A 17,651-nucleotide genomic window follows, 5' to 3' on the forward strand; every position below is an offset into this window, starting at 1 on the left:
GGCTAATCCGTCCCGGCCGGGGTAGTACGCGGGTTTACCGGACGGCAACGAAGACGTGGGCTGCGACTTCGGGCGGCAACTCCAGGGCGCCCTCTATGCCGGGCACGCGGACCGAAATGTAGTCTCCCACCCGCTCCAGCGAGACCGCGGCCCCGGGACGGATGCCGCCCTCGTCGAGCTGGACCAGCAGTTCCGGCTCCACCTGGATCGGCTCAGCCAGGCGGCTTACGGTTACCTCCGACGCCGGGCCATAGGACTTCATTGCCTCCAGCAGGCTGACGGCCCCGTCCGCGAATCCTTGCGATGCCTGGCCGCCGAGGGCCGCCAGGCCGGGGATGGGATTGCCGTACGGGGACTCCGTGGGGTGGTCAAGCAGCTCGTAGATGCGCCGCTCCACGCGTTCGCTCATGACATGCTCCCAGCGGCAGGCCTCGTCATGGACGTAGGCCCAGTCCAGGCCGATCACGTCTGCCAGAAGCCGCTCCGCCAGCCGGTGCTTCCGCATCACCTCGGTAGCGCGCTTCCGGCCCACTTCGGTGAGTTCGAGGTGCCGGTCGCCCGAGACAACCACCAGGCCGTCCCGCTCCATCCTGCCTATGGTCTGGGAAACCGTGGGGCCTGAGTGCCGCAGGCGCTCGGCGATCCGGGCGCGGAGGGCCACGATGTTCTCTTCCTCAAGCTCCAAGATGGTCCGAAGGTACATCTCCGTAGTGTCGATCAGATCCGTCATCCAGCTCAGCTCCTCGAGCGCAGTACCTTGCGTTGTCCCACCGTATCGCCTTCCGCGCGACGTAGTCCGTTGGAAAGCTTAGCCTATTTTGACTTTGTCCGAATAGTTGGCGGCCGTCACAACAGGCCGTCTCAATGTCTGGACTATGACGGTGCCGGTTCCCGCACCAACGCCGGTTCAGGCAGAATGAGGAGGGCCGGAGTTGCAGTCACAGCCGACTGTCCGCCAAGCAACCACCCGTCCGGACCCTAGCCGCGTCCACGCCGAAATTGGAGCACCTGTGAGCGAAAACAGCATCACTATTCCCGCCGACCTCCTGCCCAAGGACGGACGGTTCGGCGCCGGCCCGTCAAAGGTCCGGCAGGAGCAGATCGATGCGCTGTCCGCTGCGTCGAAAACCATCCTGGGAACCTCGCACCGGCAGGCTCCGGTGAAGAACCTGGTGGGGTCGGTGCGCGAGGGCCTCAGCCAGTTCTTCCGGGCACCCGAGGGCTATGAGGTGGTTCTTGGCGTCGGCGGTTCCACTGCGTTCTGGGACATCGCCAGCTTCGGCCTGGTGGAGAAGAAGGCCCAGCACCTCTCCTTCGGTGAGTTCGGGTCCAAATTCGCGGCCGCCACCAACAAGGCGCCCTTCCTGGACGCCTCCTCCATCATCAAGTCCGAACCAGGTACCCGCCCGGCCGCCCAGGCCGAAGCGGGCGTTGATACCTACGCCTGGCCCCAGAACGAGACCTCCACGGGCGTCTCCGCCCCCGTGAAGCGCGTGGCAGGTGCGGACGAGGGCGCACTGGTGCTGGTTGACGCGACGTCAGCAGCCGGCGGCCTGGACGTGGACGTGGCGGAGAGCGACGTCTACTACTTCGCCCCGCAGAAAAACTTTGCCTCCGACGGTGGACTCTGGCTTGGCCTGTTCTCCCCCGCCGCGCTTGACCGCGCGGCCCGCATCAAGGCCACCGGCCGCTGGATCCCCGATTTCCTCGACCTGCAGACCGCAATCGACAACTCACGGCTAAACCAGACCTACAACACGCCGTCGCTGTCCACCCTGGTGACCCTGGATGCGCAGGTCCAGTGGCTGAACGCCAACGGCGGCCTGGACTTTGCCTCGGCACGCACTGCCGATTCCGCCGGCCGGATCTACAGCTGGGCCGAATCTTCCGAGTTCGCCACCCCGTTCGTCACCAACCCGGATGAGCGCTCCAACGTCATTGCCACCATCGATTTTGACGAGTCTGTGGACGCAGCCATGGTGGCAAAGGTGCTGCGGGCCAACGGCGTCGTGGACACCGAGCCCTACCGCAAGCTCGGCCGCAACCAGCTGCGCATCGCCACTTTCGTGGCCATCGAACCGGACGACGTTTCCGCACTGCTGGCCAGCATCGACTTCGTGGTGGGCAAGCTGCGCAAGTAGCGGGCTCCAGCACCAGTCCGCGCTGCGGCTCAGTGGCCCAAAGCAGCGCACCCAGAAGCAAAGAGCGTTAATTACGACGGCGCCGCCCGGGGTTAGTTCCGGGCGGCGCCTTTGTGTATGTCGTGGGGAAGTGTGCCGTGGGGTGCGGCGTACCCTAAGGCGTGGCGGCGTCGTCTTCTGCGGGCTCCGAGGACGGACCAGGGGCAACCTCAGGGGCCTCGACGGCGGGCTCTGAAACGGCAGGCCCTGATACGGCATCCCGGGCGGCGTCATCCGCTTCGCCTTCTGCGGGCACAGCCACCTGCCCGCCAGCTTCCGGTTCCGCTGCCAGGACCTGGTCCTGCTCCGGCTCCGGCTCCTGGTCCTGCTCATCCTCGGGCCGGACTCGTTCAGCCCACGGCACCCATTCCGGGGCAAGGATCGAATCTTCCGACGGCAGCAGGCCGAGCTCGCTGACGGTCACAACCTTCGAGCGGGAGTTGCGGGTCAGCACCGCGTACCACTGCCAGCCCAGGTAGCCGGGCAGCCTGGATTCGAACAGGTGCGTCACCAGGCGGTCGCCTTCGCTTTTAGCCGCCAGGTGGCGGCCAATGGTAGGTGCAGGCGTGATGTCCTCCACAGCGGCACGCGCGGTGTCCACTGCGGCAGCGAGGAAGGCATCAGGCTTCCCTGTCCGCCATACCGGGACACCCGCGCGGCGCTTGGACGCCGCCTTGGCCACCGCAGCGGCGGGGCCGGCAGCGGCCGTGCCACCCGCCGTCGTGCCGTCCTGTTCCGGCACAGCTGGGACCGGCTGTTCAGCTTCCGGGTTCATAAGTGCCTAAACGTCCAGCTCGTCGGCAACCTTACGCAGGGCAGCGGCGATGGCCTTGCCCTTGTTGCCTTCCGGGTACTTGCCTGCCGAGAGCGTCCCGGACAGGTTGTCCAGGACAGTCACCAGGTCCTGGACAAGGGGGGCGAGGTCCTTGGCGCTGGGCCGCTTTGCCTTGGCGATGGAAGGTGTCTTGTCCAGCACACGCAGGCCCAGGGCCTGCGCGCCCTTCCGGCCGTCAGCCACACCGAACTCAACCCGGGTGCCGGCCTTAAGCTCTGTTACGCCCTCGGGCAGCGACGATTTGGGCAGGAATACCTCCTGGCCGTCCTCGCCCGCGAGGAAACCAAAGCCCTTGTCCTTGTCATACCACTTGACCTTGCCGGTAGGCACGTAATCAACCTTCTTCGTTCTGCGTCTTCTGACACGGCCGCCCGCCACCGCATCCGCATTGCTGTGCGGGTTTAGGGTATGGCGGCTGCAGGCCGTGTTGGTCTATCCCCCAAGGTTATCCTGCCCACTGCCCTATTCCCGCTTTTACCTGCCTTGCGGAGGCATTCCAGGGCTCCGTGCGGCAGCGTTCACGCCCGGGGCTGCGGGAGCTGTAGCGTTACGTTTATGACTCCCTCGCGTTACCGGCGTGCCCTGATGATCACCGCCGCAGCTGTCGCCGTGCTCTCTTTGGTGGCAGTAGGCACCGTGATGGCTTTGGCCTTCGCCGGGTCAGTGGCCCCCGCCTGGGTCACGTACTCGGCGCTGTACGGCCTGCCGGTCGCGTTCCTCCTGATGCTTTTCCTGGTTCTGGACAGCGTTGCAGGGCGGCGCCGGGCAGGAAAGGCTGACCGGCGGTAACGTTGGACTGATGTCCCTCATTCGCGCGTTGAGCAAGGAGCTGGAGGCACGCAGCGACGATTCACTGCGTGCGCTGTTCGACGCCCGGCCGGACCTCATCTCACCCCCCGTCCCCGACTTCGGCGCCCTCGCGGCGCGGGCCAGTGCCAGGCTCAGCGTGCAGCGTGCTCTGGAACGGCTCAACAGGCCGCAGATGCAGGTCCTCGAAACACTCCACCTGTGCACCAACACGGATACCGGGCACAGCGCCTCCGCGGCCGGACTCCGCAAAATGATTCCGGGATCGTCGGGGGCCGCGGTTGAACGGATCCTGCATTCGCTGCAGGAACTGGCGCTGGTGCACCGTGCTGAACCTCCCCACGGCACCCCCGAGTCCGCGGCAAAACAGCGCCACTACCTCCCGGTGGGCTCCTTGAAGGACGTGGTGGGGATCTATCCCGCCGGGCTGGGCAGGAGCTACACGGAACTGGTCCGGCTCCAGCCCGCCTTCGCGCAGCGCGTGGTGCAGCTTGTCTCCGAGCTGCACCGCAGCGGCGTGGCCATCCATGACGCCACCACTCCCATGGAGGCGGCGCTGGCGCTGCAGCACTGGACCTCCTCCCCTGAGTCCCTCAACAGCATCCTGTCCACGGCGCCGGAGCGGACGACGGCGTTGCTCGCCAGGTTCCGCAACTGGGCCATGGGGGCGGTCCCCCAGGCGCAACGCAAGGCCTCCATCACCACGGAGGGGTCCGACGTCGGGCCTGTGGACTGGCTGCTGGCTCGCGGACTGCTGGTGCCCCTGGACGCCGCGCACGTGGAACTGCCCCACAGCGTAGGGCTCTCACTTCGCGGCGGCGCGATCATCAACGATTTCACCCTCGAGCCCCCTGTCCCCGAGCTCGGCCGGACCTCAGCTGTCCTGCGCAGGAATGCTGCGCTCAGCGCAATATCGGAGACGCTGCGGCTGATGGGCGAGCTCTTGCATGCGGTACGGGAGCAACCCTTGGCCACGCTCCGCAGCGGTGGCGTCGGGGTGCGCGAGATGAGGCGTCTGGCCGAGTTGCTGCGGATCGACCAGCAGCAAGCGGGAATTCTGTTGGAACTGGCTGCCCTGGCCGGCCTGATCCGCCTGGACGTTGATTCCTCGTCCTGGGTCCAGCCTCCCCAGCTTGAATGGCTGGTCCTGCCGCGCCAGGAACAATGGCTCTGGCTGGTAAATGCCTGGCTGGCCAGCGAGCGCGTGCCGTCCTTGGTGGGCCAGCCCATCAACGGGACGCGCGGCGTGCCGGCGGCGCACCGCTCAGCGTCCGGCAGCACCATCATCGCCTTGTCAGCGGAAGCCCAACGGCCAGACGCTCCCCTGGTCCGCAAACGCATCCTCGAGATTCTGCACGAACTGACCGTGGAGGCCGGCTCCGCAGACGGCACCGCTCCGGTGCTTGATGCCGAAGCCGTCCTCCAGCGTGCGGAATGGGCCCAGCCGCGGATGGCCCGCCGCTTCAGCTCGATGATCCGCGGTGTACTCGCCGAAGCTGAACTCCTGGGCCTCGTGGGGTCCGGAGCCCTCAGCCAACTCGGCAGCGCCCTGGCGGAGGACCAGCCCGAAGCCGCGATTGCCATCCTTGGCGAACACCTGCCGGCAGCTTTGAGCCATGTCCTGCTCCAGGCAGACCTCACAGCCGTCGCCCCGGGGTACCTCGACCCCGGGCTGACCGGAAAACTACTGGTGATGGCAGACGCCGAAGGCCAGGGGCCGGCCACCATCTACCGCTTCTCGGAAGGCTCCATCAAGCGGGCCCTGGACACGGGATACGATGCTGCCGGCATCCTGGAGTTCCTCCGCGAGCACTCCGCCACCGCTGTGCCCCAGCCCCTCCAATACCTCGTGGAGGACACAGCCCTGCGGCACGGAAGGCTGCGGGTGGGACCGGCGGCGAGCTTCGTCCACAGCGACGACGAGGACGCCCTGCTGGAGCTTCTGTCCGGGCCGAAGGCAGCCCACCTGAAGCTGGAGAAGATCGCCCCAACTGTCCTGGTGTCCGCCGCGCCGCCGCGGGAAACCGCACAGGTCCTCCGCAACCTGGGCCTCTCCCCCTCCGTGGACGGCGCGGATGAGCCCGTGGTCCGGCTGCGCGGAAGCCAGGCCGCCCAGGACACCCACCGCCCGGTGTACACCGCACCGCGGACGGCGCCCGGGACGGAGGAGGTGGAAGCCCAGCTGGCGGTCCTGCGGCAGGGGGGCTCCGCCGTCGGACACCGCGGTGTTTCCGGAGACCACGCCGGCGAAACGGGGACCCAGCTGGGGCTTGAAGCCCTGCAGCGCGCCATCAGGCTCAAGCAGCGGATCAGCATGAACGTGGTGGACGGCCTGGGGAATGCCAACCTGGAAACGGTTGTTCCGCTCTCTGTAAGCGGCGGACGCGTCCGGGTGTTTGATCCCGCCAGGGAAACCGAACGCGTGCTGTCCATCCACCGCATCATCGACATTGAGGCTGCAGAGGAAACTGCGCCAGTGAAGGACTTCCCGGCGTGAACGACGGACCGTTGATCGTCCAAAGCGACAAGACCATTTTGCTTGAAGTGGACCATGAGCTGGCAACCGAAGCCCGCCATGCCATCGCACCTTTCGCGGAGCTCGAACGGGCACCGGAGCACATGCACAGTTACCGGCTGACGCCCCTGGGGCTCTGGAACGCCCGCGCGGCGGGACTGGATGCGGAGAAGGTCCTGGATACGTTGCTGAAGTACTCGCGCTTCCCCGTGCCGCATTCGCTGCTGATCGACGTCGAAGAAACCATGTCCCGCTACGGCCGGCTGCGCCTGGAGAAGGATCCCCAGCACGGGCTGGTCATGCGGACCGACGACTACCCGGTACTGGAGGAAGTAATCCGGGCCAAAAAAATCCAGCCCCTGCTCGGGCCAAGGATTGACGGCGAAACAGTGGTGGTGCACGCCTCCCAGCGGGGACAGCTCAAACAGCTGCTGCTGAAGATCGGGTGGCCGGCGGAAGACCTGGCGGGCTACGTGGACGGCACTCCGCACCTGATCGCGCTCAACGAGGACGGCTGGAAGCTGAGGCCCTACCAGCAGATGGCAAGCGACAACTTCTGGTCCGGCGGCAGCGGCGTGGTGGTGCTGCCCTGCGGCGCCGGGAAGACGCTCGTGGGGGCCGCCGCCATGGCAACCGGGTCCACCACCACCCTGATCCTGGTGACCAACACCGTGGCCGCGCGCCAGTGGAAGGACGAACTGCTGAAGCGCACGTCCCTTACCGAGGACGAGATCGGCGAGTACTCCGGGGCGGTCAAGGAAGTCCGCCCGGTGACCATCGCCACGTACCAGGTCCTCACCATGAAGCGCGGGGGCCTCTACCCCCACCTGGAGCTGGTGGACGGGCACGACTGGGGTTTGATCATCTACGACGAGGTGCATCTCCTGCCGGCGCCGATCTTCCGGATGACGGCGGACCTGCAGGCGCGGCGGCGCCTCGGACTGACGGCAACACTGGTGCGGGAGGACGGCCGCGAGGGCGAGGTGTTCAGCCTGATCGGGCCCAAACGGTACGACGCGCCCTGGAAGGACATCGAGTCCCAGGGCTACATCGCGCCCGCTGACTGCGTGGAAGTCCGCGTGGACCTGCCCAAGGACGAACGGGTCGCCTACGCCATGGCCGAGGACGCTGACAAGTACCGGCTCTGCGCCACCTCGGAGTCCAAGACACTGGTGGTGGAGCAGCTGGTCAGCCGGCACGCCGGTGAACAGCTGCTGGTCATCGGCCAGTACATCGACCAGCTGGATGAGCTCGGCGAGCGCCTCGACGCGCCCGTCATCAAGGGCGAGACGTCGGTGAAGGTGCGCCAGAAGCTGTTTGACGCCTTCCGTTCCGGGGAGATCCAGACGCTGGTGGTCTCCAAGGTGGCCAACTTTTCCATTGACCTCCCCGAGGCCTCGGTGGCGATCCAGGTGTCTGGCTCATTCGGTTCCCGGCAGGAGGAAGCCCAGCGGCTGGGCAGGCTCCTGCGGCCCAAGAAGGACGGCCGCTCGGCACGCTTTTACTCCCTCGTGGCCCGGGACACCCTGGACCAGGACTTCGCCGCCAAGCGCCAGCGGTTCCTGGCGGAGCAGGGCTACGCGTACCGGATCATGGACGCCAAGGACGTTGAGACGGCTGACTAGGCCGTACCTCCCCGGGTGGCACCTGTCAGGGCGAAAGAGGGGGCTGCCCTGTGGAAATAGGGGGCATTGCACCCTTGCGGACCTCATCCGCCCCTGCCACCATGATGCCGAAGCCCCCGCTCAGCACGTCGGGCTCCCTCACAACGATGCTGAGGCGAATAGGAACGATGATGCGCAAAGTGTTGTACGGTGTGTCCGCACTGCTGCTGGCATCCGGTGTACTCCAGCTGTTCTTTGCCGGGTATATGGTCTTCCAGAATTCCATCGAGGAAATCCATGACGCCGCCCTGTACCACTCCCTGAACGGGCAGTTTGTGCTCCGGGGCCTGGCGCTGCTGGCGATCATCCTGGCAGCCGTGGCCCGGGCCGGAAAGCGGATGGTCTGGCTGGCCGTGGGAATTTTCCTGATGTCCCTGGTCCAACTGCTGATCTTCATTGTCGGCGGTATGCTCACCGGCTCGTCCGAGGAACACATCACGCCCGAAGGCTCCTGGGTCGCCGCTGTCCATCCGGTGACGGGCATGCTCATGATCTTCATGTCCTACTGGTTCTTCCTCCGCTGCCGGGAATTGGCGAAGTCGAAGGCTCCTGCCCGTAGTGACGCCAAGGCCGGCAGCACCGCCCAAGTCTGACCTCTTCCGTGGGCGTTTCCCAGCTTCTCGGTCTGGACATCGTCCTTTCGGTCCTGGCAGCAGGAGCCTGGTGCGCGCTTGCCTGGTTGATGGTCGAGTCCGGCCGGCGCTCTTCCGGGGTCATGGGCAAGCGGAGCCGGTCAGCCAGGCTGCTCGCGCCGCTGCTGCTGGGCGCGGCACTGACCCTCACAGCTGCGAAGGTAGCGGCAGTGGCAACCCTCACCGCAGCAGGCTGGCTTTTCGCCAGCGAGCGGGCCGCCGTCGGACTCCCGTTGCTGGTCCTCCCGGCGGCAGTTGCCGGTGTTGCAGGCGTGGCGCACCTGCGGCCCCGGATACCGGACGCCGCGCTGCCAGCACCCCGCGTTCCGGCCGCCGTTTTTGTAGGATGGGCGGCCATAGGCGCGTCCTTCTCGATGCTGGCTCCGTTCATCCTCGGCTTTGATCCGTACCCGGCCGGCGCTGCCCTTTTCGTTGCCCTGGCGGTCTGCTGTGCACTGGTCTTTTGGATTCTGGCCGGCAACACCGCCGGCACCAGTGCCCGGCGTACAACGGCGGCTTCCGCGGTGGGAGCGCTGATCCTGGCTGCGGTGGCAGGCAGCGCCGGCATCGGCTGGTTAGGCAGCCGAAGCGCGGAGGGAGCTGCGATTGCCGCCGTCGGTCATCACGGGACCCCGGTGACGGCGGAATCTGGCGAAGAGGGCGGGATCCGTCCCATCACGGAACTCATCGAAGATCCGGCCCCCGGAGCCATGGTCCGTCGCTTTGAGCTGACCGCGCGGCAGGAACGTGTCACCTCGCCGGGCGGCAAGACCGTTGACGCGTGGACCTTCGGTTCGCTTCCAGGCCCGGCCCTGGAGGCAGAACTCGGTGACCTCCTTGAAGTGGTCCTTATCAACCGGGATGTCTCAGCCGGCGTGACGCTGCACTGGCACGGGTACGACGTCCCAAACGCAATGGACGGCGTAGCCGGCGCCACCCAGGACGCCGTCAGGCCAGGCCATTCAATGACATACCGCTTCCTCGCGGGCCAGAGCGGGACGTACTGGTACCACACCCATCAGGCGTCCTCCGAAGGTGTCCGGAAGGGGCTCTACGGCACTCTGGTGGTGCGTGATCCACGCGAGCCAAGGGCGCCTGCGGACCTGGTGGTCGCCGGGCATTCAATTGCATCACTGACATTGCTCGGAGGCTCCGACATGCCGCAGTCCCATAACGTCTACCCAGGTACCGCGGTCAGGTTGCGGCTGGTCAACACAGACTCACTGCCTCAGCGCTACCAGTTGCTGGGTTCGCACTACGCCGTTGCGGCCGTGGACGGGACGGAGCTGCCCACTCCCATCGAGGTTCCCGCGGGGCAGGCGTCAGAACCTGTACTCAGGCTGGGTGCAGGCGGCAGGATGGACCTCACCTTCGCCATGCCCGCTCATCCGGTGACCCTGCGGACTGAGGGCAGCGACAGCGCCGCCGTCGTGCTTGACCCGACGGGTTCAGGCGTCGAGCCGCCGGCGACAGCTGACTTCCGGGGTGGAAGGGAACTGGACATCTCTGCCGGAGCGGGCCCCGGGGATGCTGGCCCGGCTGGCACACCAGCCTGGTCCAGGACTGAAGTCATGGTTTTGGATCGGCAACTGCGTTTTGTGGACGGTGCGCCACGCTACGCCTACACGGTCAACGGAGCTGCGTATCCCAATATCAAACCGCTGGTGGTGATCGAGGGCGAGGCAGTGAAGGTGACAGTGGCAAACCGCACCTCCGAGCCCCACCCGATGCATCCCCACGGCCACCACGTGCTGGTCCTTTCACGGAACGGCCAAGCACCTGCGGCGTCACCCCTGTGGCTGGACACCTTTGATGTCCTTCCCGGTGATGTCTGGGAGGTGTTGCTCAGAGCGGACAACCCGGGAATCTGGATGGACCATTGCCATAACCTTGACCACGCTGCCCAAGGCATGATGATGCACCTGCAGTACCGCGGGTACTCGTCCCCGTTCGTTCACGGTGGCAGCTCCGGGAACCGGCCGGAGTGAAGCCGGACCTGCTCAGGTCACCCCGCGCGAACTGTCCCTTTCCATCGTGCCGGTCCGCGGATCAAACTGCGGGCGCTCGTACGCCAGTTCTCCACCGCTGCGGCCGCCGTACGGGCGCCCGTGGTCGGCAAATTCTTCCCGAAAGAAGGCGAGGCACCACTGCCCCATCTGGATCCTGGCTCCGGTGCGGAGCACTGAAGGACCGGCCTGCGCCACGCTGCCGCTGACCGTCCCGTGGGGGACCAGGACGTACTCGTCCAGCTCGTCATGCCTGATTTCGGCGTGGACCCCTTCTAGCCCCTCCAGGATGATGTCGCAGCCCGGGTCGCTTCCGATCGTGGTCTTCTCCCCGGCCAGCGTCACCTCCCGGGGGATCTGCCCGGTCCACGTGGCGGCGTCCTGGACGAAGATCAGCCGCGGCCGGCCGCTGCCCCGGGTGTAGTGCGTGGTGGTGATCCGGCGGCTGATTTTCCGCCGGACGGTGGGGAGCAGGGGCAATGGGGTGGACGGAGGCAGCAGCGGGACGGCTGCCGACTTGCGCCGCCCTTGCCTGACGATCGGCACCAGTGCTCCCAGCTTGCCCAGTTTGATATGGGGCGATCGGGTCACCAGGCGCTGGGAGGCGGGGCTGTTCACCGCCCCCAGGCTGACGATACTTCCGTCCGGGCCGGAGAGGGTGACACTGAGTCCCTTCCCGGCCAGCATCTCCGCCAGTGGCCTGATTTCGTCCAGTGACGGGATGCCGCCGCCTCCCAGGGGTGAAAGGCTGTCCATGGACACGGTGACGTCCGTGCCCGAGGACCGGGCGCTCCCCCTCGTAACCGATCCGGACTCATCTGTGTACGAGAAGTCCAGATCCACGTCCAGGCGGTAGTCAGCCATATCCGTCAGCCACGGTTCAGGTCGGAGCCGGCGGCGTCCTTGTCGCTGGTGGTGACGCGCAGGCTGCCGTTCAGCTTCCAGGTGGCCCGGGGAGCGTCGGGGCCGATGTCGCGCGGCACTTCGATGGTCATGTCAACGAACTGGTAGTTGATCGCGGCACCCTTGCCTGTGAGGTATGACCACATTTCCTCCGCCAGGTCCGCCCAGTCCCGGATGCTGCGTTCGTTGGATGCGGTGTTTTCGGATGCACTCAGGTCAGTCATGATGGTCTATCCCCTTCATTGGGCCGGAAATCATAGTGTGGAACAGCCAAGCGCGGGTCCGCAGGTGCCGCGAGGGCCCCGCGGTGCCGGATTCGGGACGTGCCCAAGCCCGGCACCATCACTGTATTCCCGTGCTGCACCCGGCGGAAGGCGTGAATCCCGGAACGTTCTCGCTCCGGTTTGGGTTCCCGTCCTGCACACTGGAGGCATGCGCCGAAAAGTTACTCCCGCCATCCCCCGTCCCGGACAGGAATCCGTCTGGGACTACCCCCGGCCGCCACGCGTGGAGCCGGGCACCGAAAGGATCCGGATCGTCCTGGGCGGCGAACTGATCCTGGATACCGCTGACTCGATCAGGGTGCTCGAGACCAGCCACCCGCCGGTCTACTACCTGCCCCGGTCGGCGTTCCGGCCGGGGGCGCTGGAACCGGCCCCCGGAAGCAGCTTCTGTGAGTTCAAAGGCGCAGCGCAGTACCTCACTGTCCACGGCGGCGGGTTGGTGGCTGAAGCAGCAGCGTGGTTCTACCCGGAGCCGGCCAAGGGGTACGAGGCCCTGGTTGACCGCGTTGCCGTGTACCCCGGCCGGATGGACTACTGCGAAGTGGAGGGCGAGCGTGTCCGTCCGCAGGCGGGAGGATTCTACGGCGGCTGGATCACTGGCCGCGTGGCTGGGCCGTTCAAGGGCGAACCCGGGACCATGGGTTGGTAAGCTCCCGTTTTCCCCACCTGGCTTCCAACGAATATCCAGACAACTCCCAGAGTCTGGGAGCATGATGGGAGCATGAACAAGAACGGTCCAGAAGCGAAGCTCCTCGTTGTCGACGACGAACCCAACATCCGCGAGCTGCTGTCCACCTCGCTGCGGTTTGCCGGATTCGACGTCGTCTCGGCCGCCAACGGACGTGACGCCCTTGCGGCCGCGGATGCCCACGCCCCGGACCTGGCCGTGCTGGACGTCATGCTCCCTGACATGGACGGCTTCACTGTCACCCGCCGCCTCCGCGCCGCCGGGAAGCATTTCCCGGTCCTCTTCCTCACCGCCAAGGACGACACGGAGGACAAGGTCACCGGGCTCACTGTCGGCGGAGACGATTACGTCACCAAACCGTTCAGCCTCGACGAGGTGGTGGCCCGGATCCGCGCCGTCCTGCGCCGCACGCAACCGATGATGGATGACGATGCCGTGATCCGTGTGGACGACCTGGAGCTCGACGACGACGCGCACGAAGTACGCCGCGGCGGCACCGTGATTGAGCTCTCCCCCACCGAGTTCAAGCTGCTCCGCTACCTCATGCTCAACCCCAACCGGGTGCTCTCCAAATCGCAGATCCTGGACCACGTCTGGGAATACAACTTCAACGGTGACGCCTCCATCGTGGAGTCGTACATTTCCTACCTCCGCCGGAAGGTGGACATCGACCCCGACGCCCCCGCACTGATCCAGACCAAACGCGGCGTGGGCTACGTGCTCCGGACGGCAGAAAAGCGCTGACCTTGCTGCAGCGATGGAAGTCCGCGTCCCTGAGGACGCAGCTGGTGGCCATGATCATGGCGCTGCTGATAGTTGCCCTGACAGTGACCGGGGCCGGAACGCTGGCGCTGCTGCACAGTTACCTCCAGGGGCAGGTGGACGGCAAACTGTATGCAGCTGTGGACCTGGCCCGGAAACAGCGCTCCTTCACTCCGCTGCAGGCTCCCACGAACCCGATGGTCCCCACGGACTATTCATTGATTCTCTTCGCCCCCGGCGAGGAGCCCTACCCGTTCGGCGGCGATCCGGATAACCGCCCGGACATCAGCTCCATCACCGTGGAGCAGGCCCAGGCGCGCGGGACAGTCCCCTACCAGGTGCGCGGCACGGACGGCGAAAACTGGCGGGTGGTCGCTGTGCCCGTGCAGAACGGCCAGACCACAGCTGTCGTGGCCATAGGGCTGCCCCTGCGGAGCGTCGACGATGTCCTCAAGCACGCCACCCTGGTGGTGACGGGGGTAGGGCTGCTGACCCTGCTGCTCGCGTCCCTCATTGCAAGCTGGACGGTCTCCCGGTCCTTCCGGCCGCTGGCCCGGGTGGAAAAGACCGCGGCCGCAATCGCTGCCGGCGATCTCTCCCGCCGCGTGGAGGTCGAAAACCCCGGCACCGAGCTCGGGCGGTTGAGCAGGTCGCTGAACGCCATGCTCGCCCATATCGAAACAGCCTTCGCGGCCCGCACCGCCTCGGAGGCGAGGATGCGCCGGTTCGCGGCCGACGCCTCCCATGAGCTGCGGACCCCGCTTGTGACCATCCGGGGGTTCTCCGAGCTGTACCGGCATGGCGCGCTGGCCACGAAGGAAGACGTGTCCACAGCCATGGGAAGGATCGAAAGCGAAGCCAAGCGCATGGGTTCTATGGTGGAGGACCTGCTGCTGCTGGCCCGCCTTGACGAGCAGCGGCCGCTGCAGCAAAAGCCCGTGGACCTCCAGCTCATTGCGAATGATGCCGTGGTGGACACCCAAGCCAGCGACCGGTCCCGCGTGATTTCGCTGACCGGCCTCGACGGCGGCCCGGCCACGCCTGCACCGGCGCTGGGCGACGAAGCCAAGCTCCGCCAGGTCGTGGGCAACCTCGTGGGCAACGCCCTGCGTTACACCCCGGAGGGCACCCCCATCGAGCTGGCGGTGGGGGTCCGCACGGCGGAAGACGGGCAGCTGCTCTCCGTAATAGAAGTTCGGGACCACGGGCCGGGCATCTCGGACGAAGACGCGTCCAAGGTTTTCGAGCGGTTCTACCGGGCGGACACCTCCCGGACGCGGGAAACGGGAGGCAGCGGGCTGGGACTCGCCATTGTTGCCGCGATCGTGGGCTCCCACGGCGGCAGCGTCCGGGTTGAAAAGACCGACGGCGGCGGCGCCACGCTCGTGGTCAGCCTTCCGCGGCGTGATGACGTTCCGGATGCGGGAATGCGCGGGGAAGAGAACCGTGCTGAAAAGAGCCAAGGCAGCGGCGGCGAGGTTATGCACATATAGCCACTGGCGGTGGCAGCGTGGCCGTGGAGTTTTCTACGCTCGAGGGCAAGGGGCCGGACCGGCCGGGCCCGCAGGCGCAAGCTGCTGTACAGCGAAAGGCACCACCATGAGCATTATCTCCGTCGATACCGAACTCCTCCAGCTGAAGTCCGCCACCGTCCAGGCCACCATGGACCGAATCAGCGCCGACGTGCAGGCCATGAAACGCGGACTGGACGAACTCCAGGGCTCCTGGCGGGGCTCTGCCGCCGCGAACTTCCAGGCGCTGATTACGGAATGGACCATGACTCAGGGAAGAGTGGAGGCATCACTGGCATCCATCAACACCGCACTTGCCTCAGCAGCAGCCACTTACGCGCAGGCGGAGCAGGGCAATACCCAGCGGTTCAGCTGAGGCGCCTAGGCTTCGGGCGTGCCCTGGTGGAACCGAAGCCGCCACCGGCCGCCATCCAGTACCCACAGCGAGCTTCTGAGGGTGGTGCCGGAGCGGGCATAACTGCGGTAGGTAAGGAGGACCGCCTCAGCGCCGACACGTTCGGCGCCCAGAATCTCGATGTCCGTCCGTTCGCCCGGGTCCTCCTCGAGCGCCATCATCATGGCGTCCCGGGTCCACATCCTGCCCGAGCTGCCGATCTCCACGAAATCAGGGTGGAGCAGGACGGCAGTCCGGCCGATGTCCCCGCGCACCAGCGGGCCCAGCAGTTCCCGCTCAAGTTCCTCCACCACGGCCTCAGCCGGTGCTTCAGCCGCCCTTGCGGCAGTCCCGGGCGCATCAAAACCACGGTTGTCCAGCTGGCTGAACAGATCCGGCTCCTCGTAGGCCCCTGCCGGTTTTCCTGGCTCCGCGGGCGCGTCCCTGGCTTCCTGTTTCACCGGCGCAGGGTGGGCGTGGTGGGCACCCGGAAAGCCTGGCCCGGAGCGGGCAGCCACGCCCTGCTGGTAGGCCGTTGCGGCCGCCCGCGCACGTTCGTCCGCGGCTTCGTTCAGGTCATGCCCTGCATGCCCCTTCACCCATTCGAAGGTGTATTTCCGGCCGGCAAGCTCACGGTCCAGTTCCTTGAGCAGGTCCACATTGAGGACCGGCTTCCCGTCTGCTTTACGCCAGCCTTTGCGCTTCCACCCCGGCATCCACTTGGTGATGGAATTAATGACGTACTGGCTGTCGCAGAGGATGCGGAGGTCCTCCTGAGGAAGGTGGGCTGTGGCCCGGAACAGATCCAGGACCGCCATCAGCTCGCCCTGGTTGTTGGTCCCATGGGGCCAACCGCCGGCACGCCAGCAGTCGTCATTCACGTACCAGGCCCAGCCGGCCGGACCCGGGTTTCCCAAGGCCGAACCGTCAGCCGCTGCAGTAATCGTCACCGGTCCATCCTGCCAGACGGGCACGACAAACCGGAGTCCGCCCGCGGCCATTGCTTGGAAAGCGGTTACCGAAAGTACTTGACGCGGAGAGAGCCGGGCAGGCACAATCGCTGTATTGAACCGAGAAAGCGTTTTCTCACCGGAGCCCGGCACTGTGCCGCGGCAGCCAACGGAAAGCGCCCTCAGCACCAGGAAGGCACATCAATGACGATCCCAACCCTCAGCCGGAGGAAGTTCCAGCTCGGCGCCGCAGCCGTTGCACTCTCCCTCCTCGCCACAGGCTGCGGCACCTCTTCAGGCTCTGAGAGCAACGAGCAAGTAACCCTCCGGTTTGCCTGGTGGGGCAACGAGTACCTCAACGCCCAGACTGAGAAGGTTATCGACGCCTTCGAGGCGGAACACCCGAACATCAAGATTGAATCCGAACCAGGCGAGTGGGGCAGCTATTGGGACAAGCTGGCAACCAAGACAGCCGCCAACGATGCGCCGGACGTCATCCAGATGGACCAGAAGTACATCGCGGAATACGGCGGGCGCGGGGCACTCCTTGACCTGTCCAAGCAAAGCGGTATCGACACGTCCAAGCTGGATGAGGAAGCCCTGGCTTCGGGACAGTACGACGGCGCCCAGTACGGACTCAGCACCGGCCAGAACGCCTATGTCATCATGGCGAATACCAAAGTCTTCGAAGCAGCCAATGTTCCCATCCCGGATGACACCACGTGGACGTGGGAGGAATTCATGGCAACAGCCTCGAAGATCAGCGCCGCCGGAGACGGCAAGAACTACGGCGCAGCCTACGGAAGCAATGAAGCCGACCTGATCATCTGGCTGCGCCAGCACGGGGAGAACCTGTACTCCCAGGACGGCAAGCTCGATTTCGACACCGCCACGGCCGCGTCCTTCTGGGAACGGCTTAAGGAGCAGCGCGACTCCAAGGCAAGCCCGCCGGCCACGGTGGCCACAGAGGACTCCGGCGCCGGACTCGAGGAGAGCCTCTTCGGAACCAACAGGGTGGGCATGGCATGGTGGTGGACCAACCAGCTCGGGTCCCTGGAGTCCACCACCGGGAGCAGCATCAAGATGCTCCGTGCACCCAGCGTCGACGGTTCAGCGGCTGAGAACGGGATGTACTACAAGCCCACCATGTTCTGGTCCGCCTCCTCACGCTCCAAGCACCCGGAAGCCGCGTCCACCTTCATCAACTACCTGGCCAACAGCCCGGAGGCCGGGGCCATCCTGATGACGGACCGCGGCGTTCCCACCAACACGGACATCGTTGAGAGCATCACGCCGTCCCTGAAGCCTGCCGACACCACGGTGGTGGGCTTCCTGAAGGACATCGCACCCGACATCAAGGATGCGCCGCCTGTTCCGCCGGTAGGCGCGGGCAGCGTGCAGAACGTCATCAAGCGCTACACCGATGAGGTGCTCTACGACCGCCTCACGCCCCAGGCGGCCGCTGACGCATTCAAGAAGGAAGTTGAGGGAATGCTGGCCAGCGCCAAGTAACACCCTGC

General features: G+C 66.1%; 17 protein-coding genes. 11 read left to right on the top strand and 6 right to left on the bottom strand.

Features of this window, described 5'->3' with window-relative positions:
- Positions 1-34: 34 nt before the first annotated feature.
- Positions 35-730: an iron-dependent transcriptional repressor DtxR gene (locus HTS88_RS14715; protein ID WP_174179616.1), complete on the bottom strand. Its 696-nt coding sequence runs from the start codon at positions 728-730 to the stop codon at positions 35-37.
- A gap of 280 nt (positions 731-1,010) precedes the next feature.
- Between HTS88_RS14715 and serC the strand changes: the two genes are divergently transcribed.
- A complete protein-coding gene (gene serC, locus HTS88_RS14720) occupies positions 1,011-2,141 on the top strand; it encodes a phosphoserine transaminase (protein WP_174179618.1) in 1,131 nt (376 codons plus the stop codon).
- Between the two features lie 154 nt (positions 2,142-2,295).
- Here serC and HTS88_RS14725 read toward each other — a convergent pair whose 3' ends face one another.
- A complete protein-coding gene (locus tag HTS88_RS14725; RefSeq protein ID WP_246256346.1) occupies positions 2,296-2,955 on the bottom strand; it encodes a DUF3027 domain-containing protein in 660 nt (219 codons plus the stop codon).
- Between the two features lie 6 nt (positions 2,956-2,961).
- Positions 2,962-3,345, bottom strand: a complete 384-nt coding sequence (locus tag HTS88_RS14730) for a cold-shock protein (protein WP_066273868.1) — start codon at positions 3,343-3,345, stop codon at positions 2,962-2,964.
- A 225-nt stretch (positions 3,346-3,570) separates the two neighbouring features.
- Between HTS88_RS14730 and HTS88_RS14735 the strand changes: the two genes are divergently transcribed.
- The 5 genes from HTS88_RS14735 (at position 3,571) to HTS88_RS14755 (ending at position 10,621) form a co-directional block, all read left to right on the top strand.
- A complete protein-coding gene (locus HTS88_RS14735; RefSeq protein WP_174179620.1) occupies positions 3,571-3,804 on the top strand; it encodes a hypothetical protein in 234 nt (77 codons plus the stop codon).
- A gap of 10 nt (positions 3,805-3,814) precedes the next feature.
- On the top strand, positions 3,815-6,319 hold the full coding sequence (locus HTS88_RS14740) for a helicase-associated domain-containing protein (protein ID WP_174179622.1): 2,505 nt from the start codon (positions 3,815-3,817) through the stop codon (positions 6,317-6,319).
- Positions 6,316-7,962, top strand: a complete 1,647-nt coding sequence (locus HTS88_RS14745; protein ID WP_174179623.1) for a DNA repair helicase XPB — start codon at positions 6,316-6,318, stop codon at positions 7,960-7,962. The genes HTS88_RS14740 and HTS88_RS14745 overlap by 4 nt, the downstream gene beginning before the upstream one ends.
- A gap of 170 nt (positions 7,963-8,132) precedes the next feature.
- Positions 8,133-8,594 carry a hypothetical protein gene (locus HTS88_RS14750; RefSeq protein ID WP_174179625.1) on the top strand — a complete coding sequence of 154 codons (462 nt, stop codon included), beginning with the start codon at positions 8,133-8,135 and terminating at the stop codon, positions 8,592-8,594.
- Positions 8,595-8,602: 8 nt separating this feature from the next.
- Complete coding sequence (locus HTS88_RS14755) at positions 8,603-10,621, top strand: multicopper oxidase domain-containing protein (protein WP_174179627.1); 2,019 nt, start codon at positions 8,603-8,605, stop codon at positions 10,619-10,621.
- 12 nt (positions 10,622-10,633) lie between these two features.
- Here the strand turns inward: HTS88_RS14755 and HTS88_RS14760 are convergent, their stop codons facing one another.
- Positions 10,634-11,503 carry an FHA domain-containing protein gene (locus HTS88_RS14760; RefSeq protein ID WP_174179629.1) on the bottom strand — a complete coding sequence of 290 codons (870 nt, stop codon included), beginning with the start codon at positions 11,501-11,503 and terminating at the stop codon, positions 10,634-10,636.
- A gap of 5 nt (positions 11,504-11,508) precedes the next feature.
- Positions 11,509-11,766, bottom strand: coding sequence for a hypothetical protein (locus tag HTS88_RS14765; RefSeq protein ID WP_066273863.1), 258 nt, complete (start codon positions 11,764-11,766; stop codon positions 11,509-11,511).
- A 208-nt stretch (positions 11,767-11,974) separates the two neighbouring features.
- Between HTS88_RS14765 and HTS88_RS14770 the strand changes: the two genes are divergently transcribed.
- The 4 genes from HTS88_RS14770 (at position 11,975) to HTS88_RS14785 (ending at position 15,163) form a co-directional block, all read left to right on the top strand.
- Positions 11,975-12,475, top strand: coding sequence for a DUF427 domain-containing protein (locus HTS88_RS14770; protein WP_174179631.1), 501 nt, complete (start codon positions 11,975-11,977; stop codon positions 12,473-12,475).
- A gap of 72 nt (positions 12,476-12,547) precedes the next feature.
- Positions 12,548-13,258, top strand: coding sequence for a response regulator transcription factor (locus HTS88_RS14775; protein WP_104186151.1), 711 nt, complete (start codon positions 12,548-12,550; stop codon positions 13,256-13,258).
- 2 nt (positions 13,259-13,260) lie between these two features.
- The gene (locus HTS88_RS14780; RefSeq protein ID WP_174179633.1) at positions 13,261-14,769 is read left to right on the top strand and encodes a sensor histidine kinase; all 1,509 of its coding nucleotides are present in this window, start codon (positions 13,261-13,263) and stop codon (positions 14,767-14,769) included.
- 106 nt (positions 14,770-14,875) lie between these two features.
- Positions 14,876-15,163: a WXG100 family type VII secretion target gene (locus HTS88_RS14785; protein ID WP_174179635.1), complete on the top strand. Its 288-nt coding sequence runs from the start codon at positions 14,876-14,878 to the stop codon at positions 15,161-15,163.
- Between the two features lie 5 nt (positions 15,164-15,168).
- Here HTS88_RS14785 and HTS88_RS14790 read toward each other — a convergent pair whose 3' ends face one another.
- Positions 15,169-16,131, bottom strand: coding sequence for a ribonuclease HI family protein (locus HTS88_RS14790; RefSeq protein WP_174179636.1), 963 nt, complete (start codon positions 16,129-16,131; stop codon positions 15,169-15,171).
- A 204-nt stretch (positions 16,132-16,335) separates the two neighbouring features.
- Here HTS88_RS14790 and HTS88_RS14795 point away from each other — a divergent pair, with 204 nt between their 5' ends.
- Entirely contained in the window at positions 16,336-17,643 is a 1,308-nt protein-coding gene (locus tag HTS88_RS14795) for an ABC transporter substrate-binding protein (protein WP_174179637.1), read from the top strand.
- Positions 17,644-17,651 lie beyond the last annotated feature (8 nt).

This window comes from Pseudarthrobacter oxydans (assembly GCF_013314975.1).
In the GTDB taxonomy this organism is placed as follows: Bacteria; Actinomycetota; Actinomycetes; order Actinomycetales; family Micrococcaceae; genus Arthrobacter; species Arthrobacter oxydans.

Coding starts and splice junctions, on each gene's coding strand:
- HTS88_RS14770 (WP_174179631.1), top strand. CDS start 11,975: ATGCGCCGAAAAGTTACTCCCGCCATCCCCCGTCCCGGACAGGAATCC.
- HTS88_RS14775 (WP_104186151.1), top strand. CDS start 12,548: ATGAACAAGAACGGTCCAGAAGCGAAGCTCCTCGTTGTCGACGACGAA.
- HTS88_RS14735 (WP_174179620.1), top strand. CDS start 3,571: ATGACTCCCTCGCGTTACCGGCGTGCCCTGATGATCACCGCCGCAGCT.
- HTS88_RS14795 (WP_174179637.1), top strand. CDS start 16,336: ATGACGATCCCAACCCTCAGCCGGAGGAAGTTCCAGCTCGGCGCCGCA.
- HTS88_RS14725 (WP_246256346.1), bottom strand. CDS start 2,955: ATGAACCCGGAAGCTGAACAGCCGGTCCCAGCTGTGCCGGAACAGGAC.
- HTS88_RS14740 (WP_174179622.1), top strand. CDS start 3,815: ATGTCCCTCATTCGCGCGTTGAGCAAGGAGCTGGAGGCACGCAGCGAC.
- HTS88_RS14715 (WP_174179616.1), bottom strand. CDS start 730: ATGACGGATCTGATCGACACTACGGAGATGTACCTTCGGACCATCTTG.
- HTS88_RS14765 (WP_066273863.1), bottom strand. CDS start 11,766: ATGACTGACCTGAGTGCATCCGAAAACACCGCATCCAACGAACGCAGC.
- HTS88_RS14785 (WP_174179635.1), top strand. CDS start 14,876: ATGAGCATTATCTCCGTCGATACCGAACTCCTCCAGCTGAAGTCCGCC.
- HTS88_RS14750 (WP_174179625.1), top strand. CDS start 8,133: ATGCGCAAAGTGTTGTACGGTGTGTCCGCACTGCTGCTGGCATCCGGT.
- HTS88_RS14760 (WP_174179629.1), bottom strand. CDS start 11,503: ATGGCTGACTACCGCCTGGACGTGGATCTGGACTTCTCGTACACAGAT.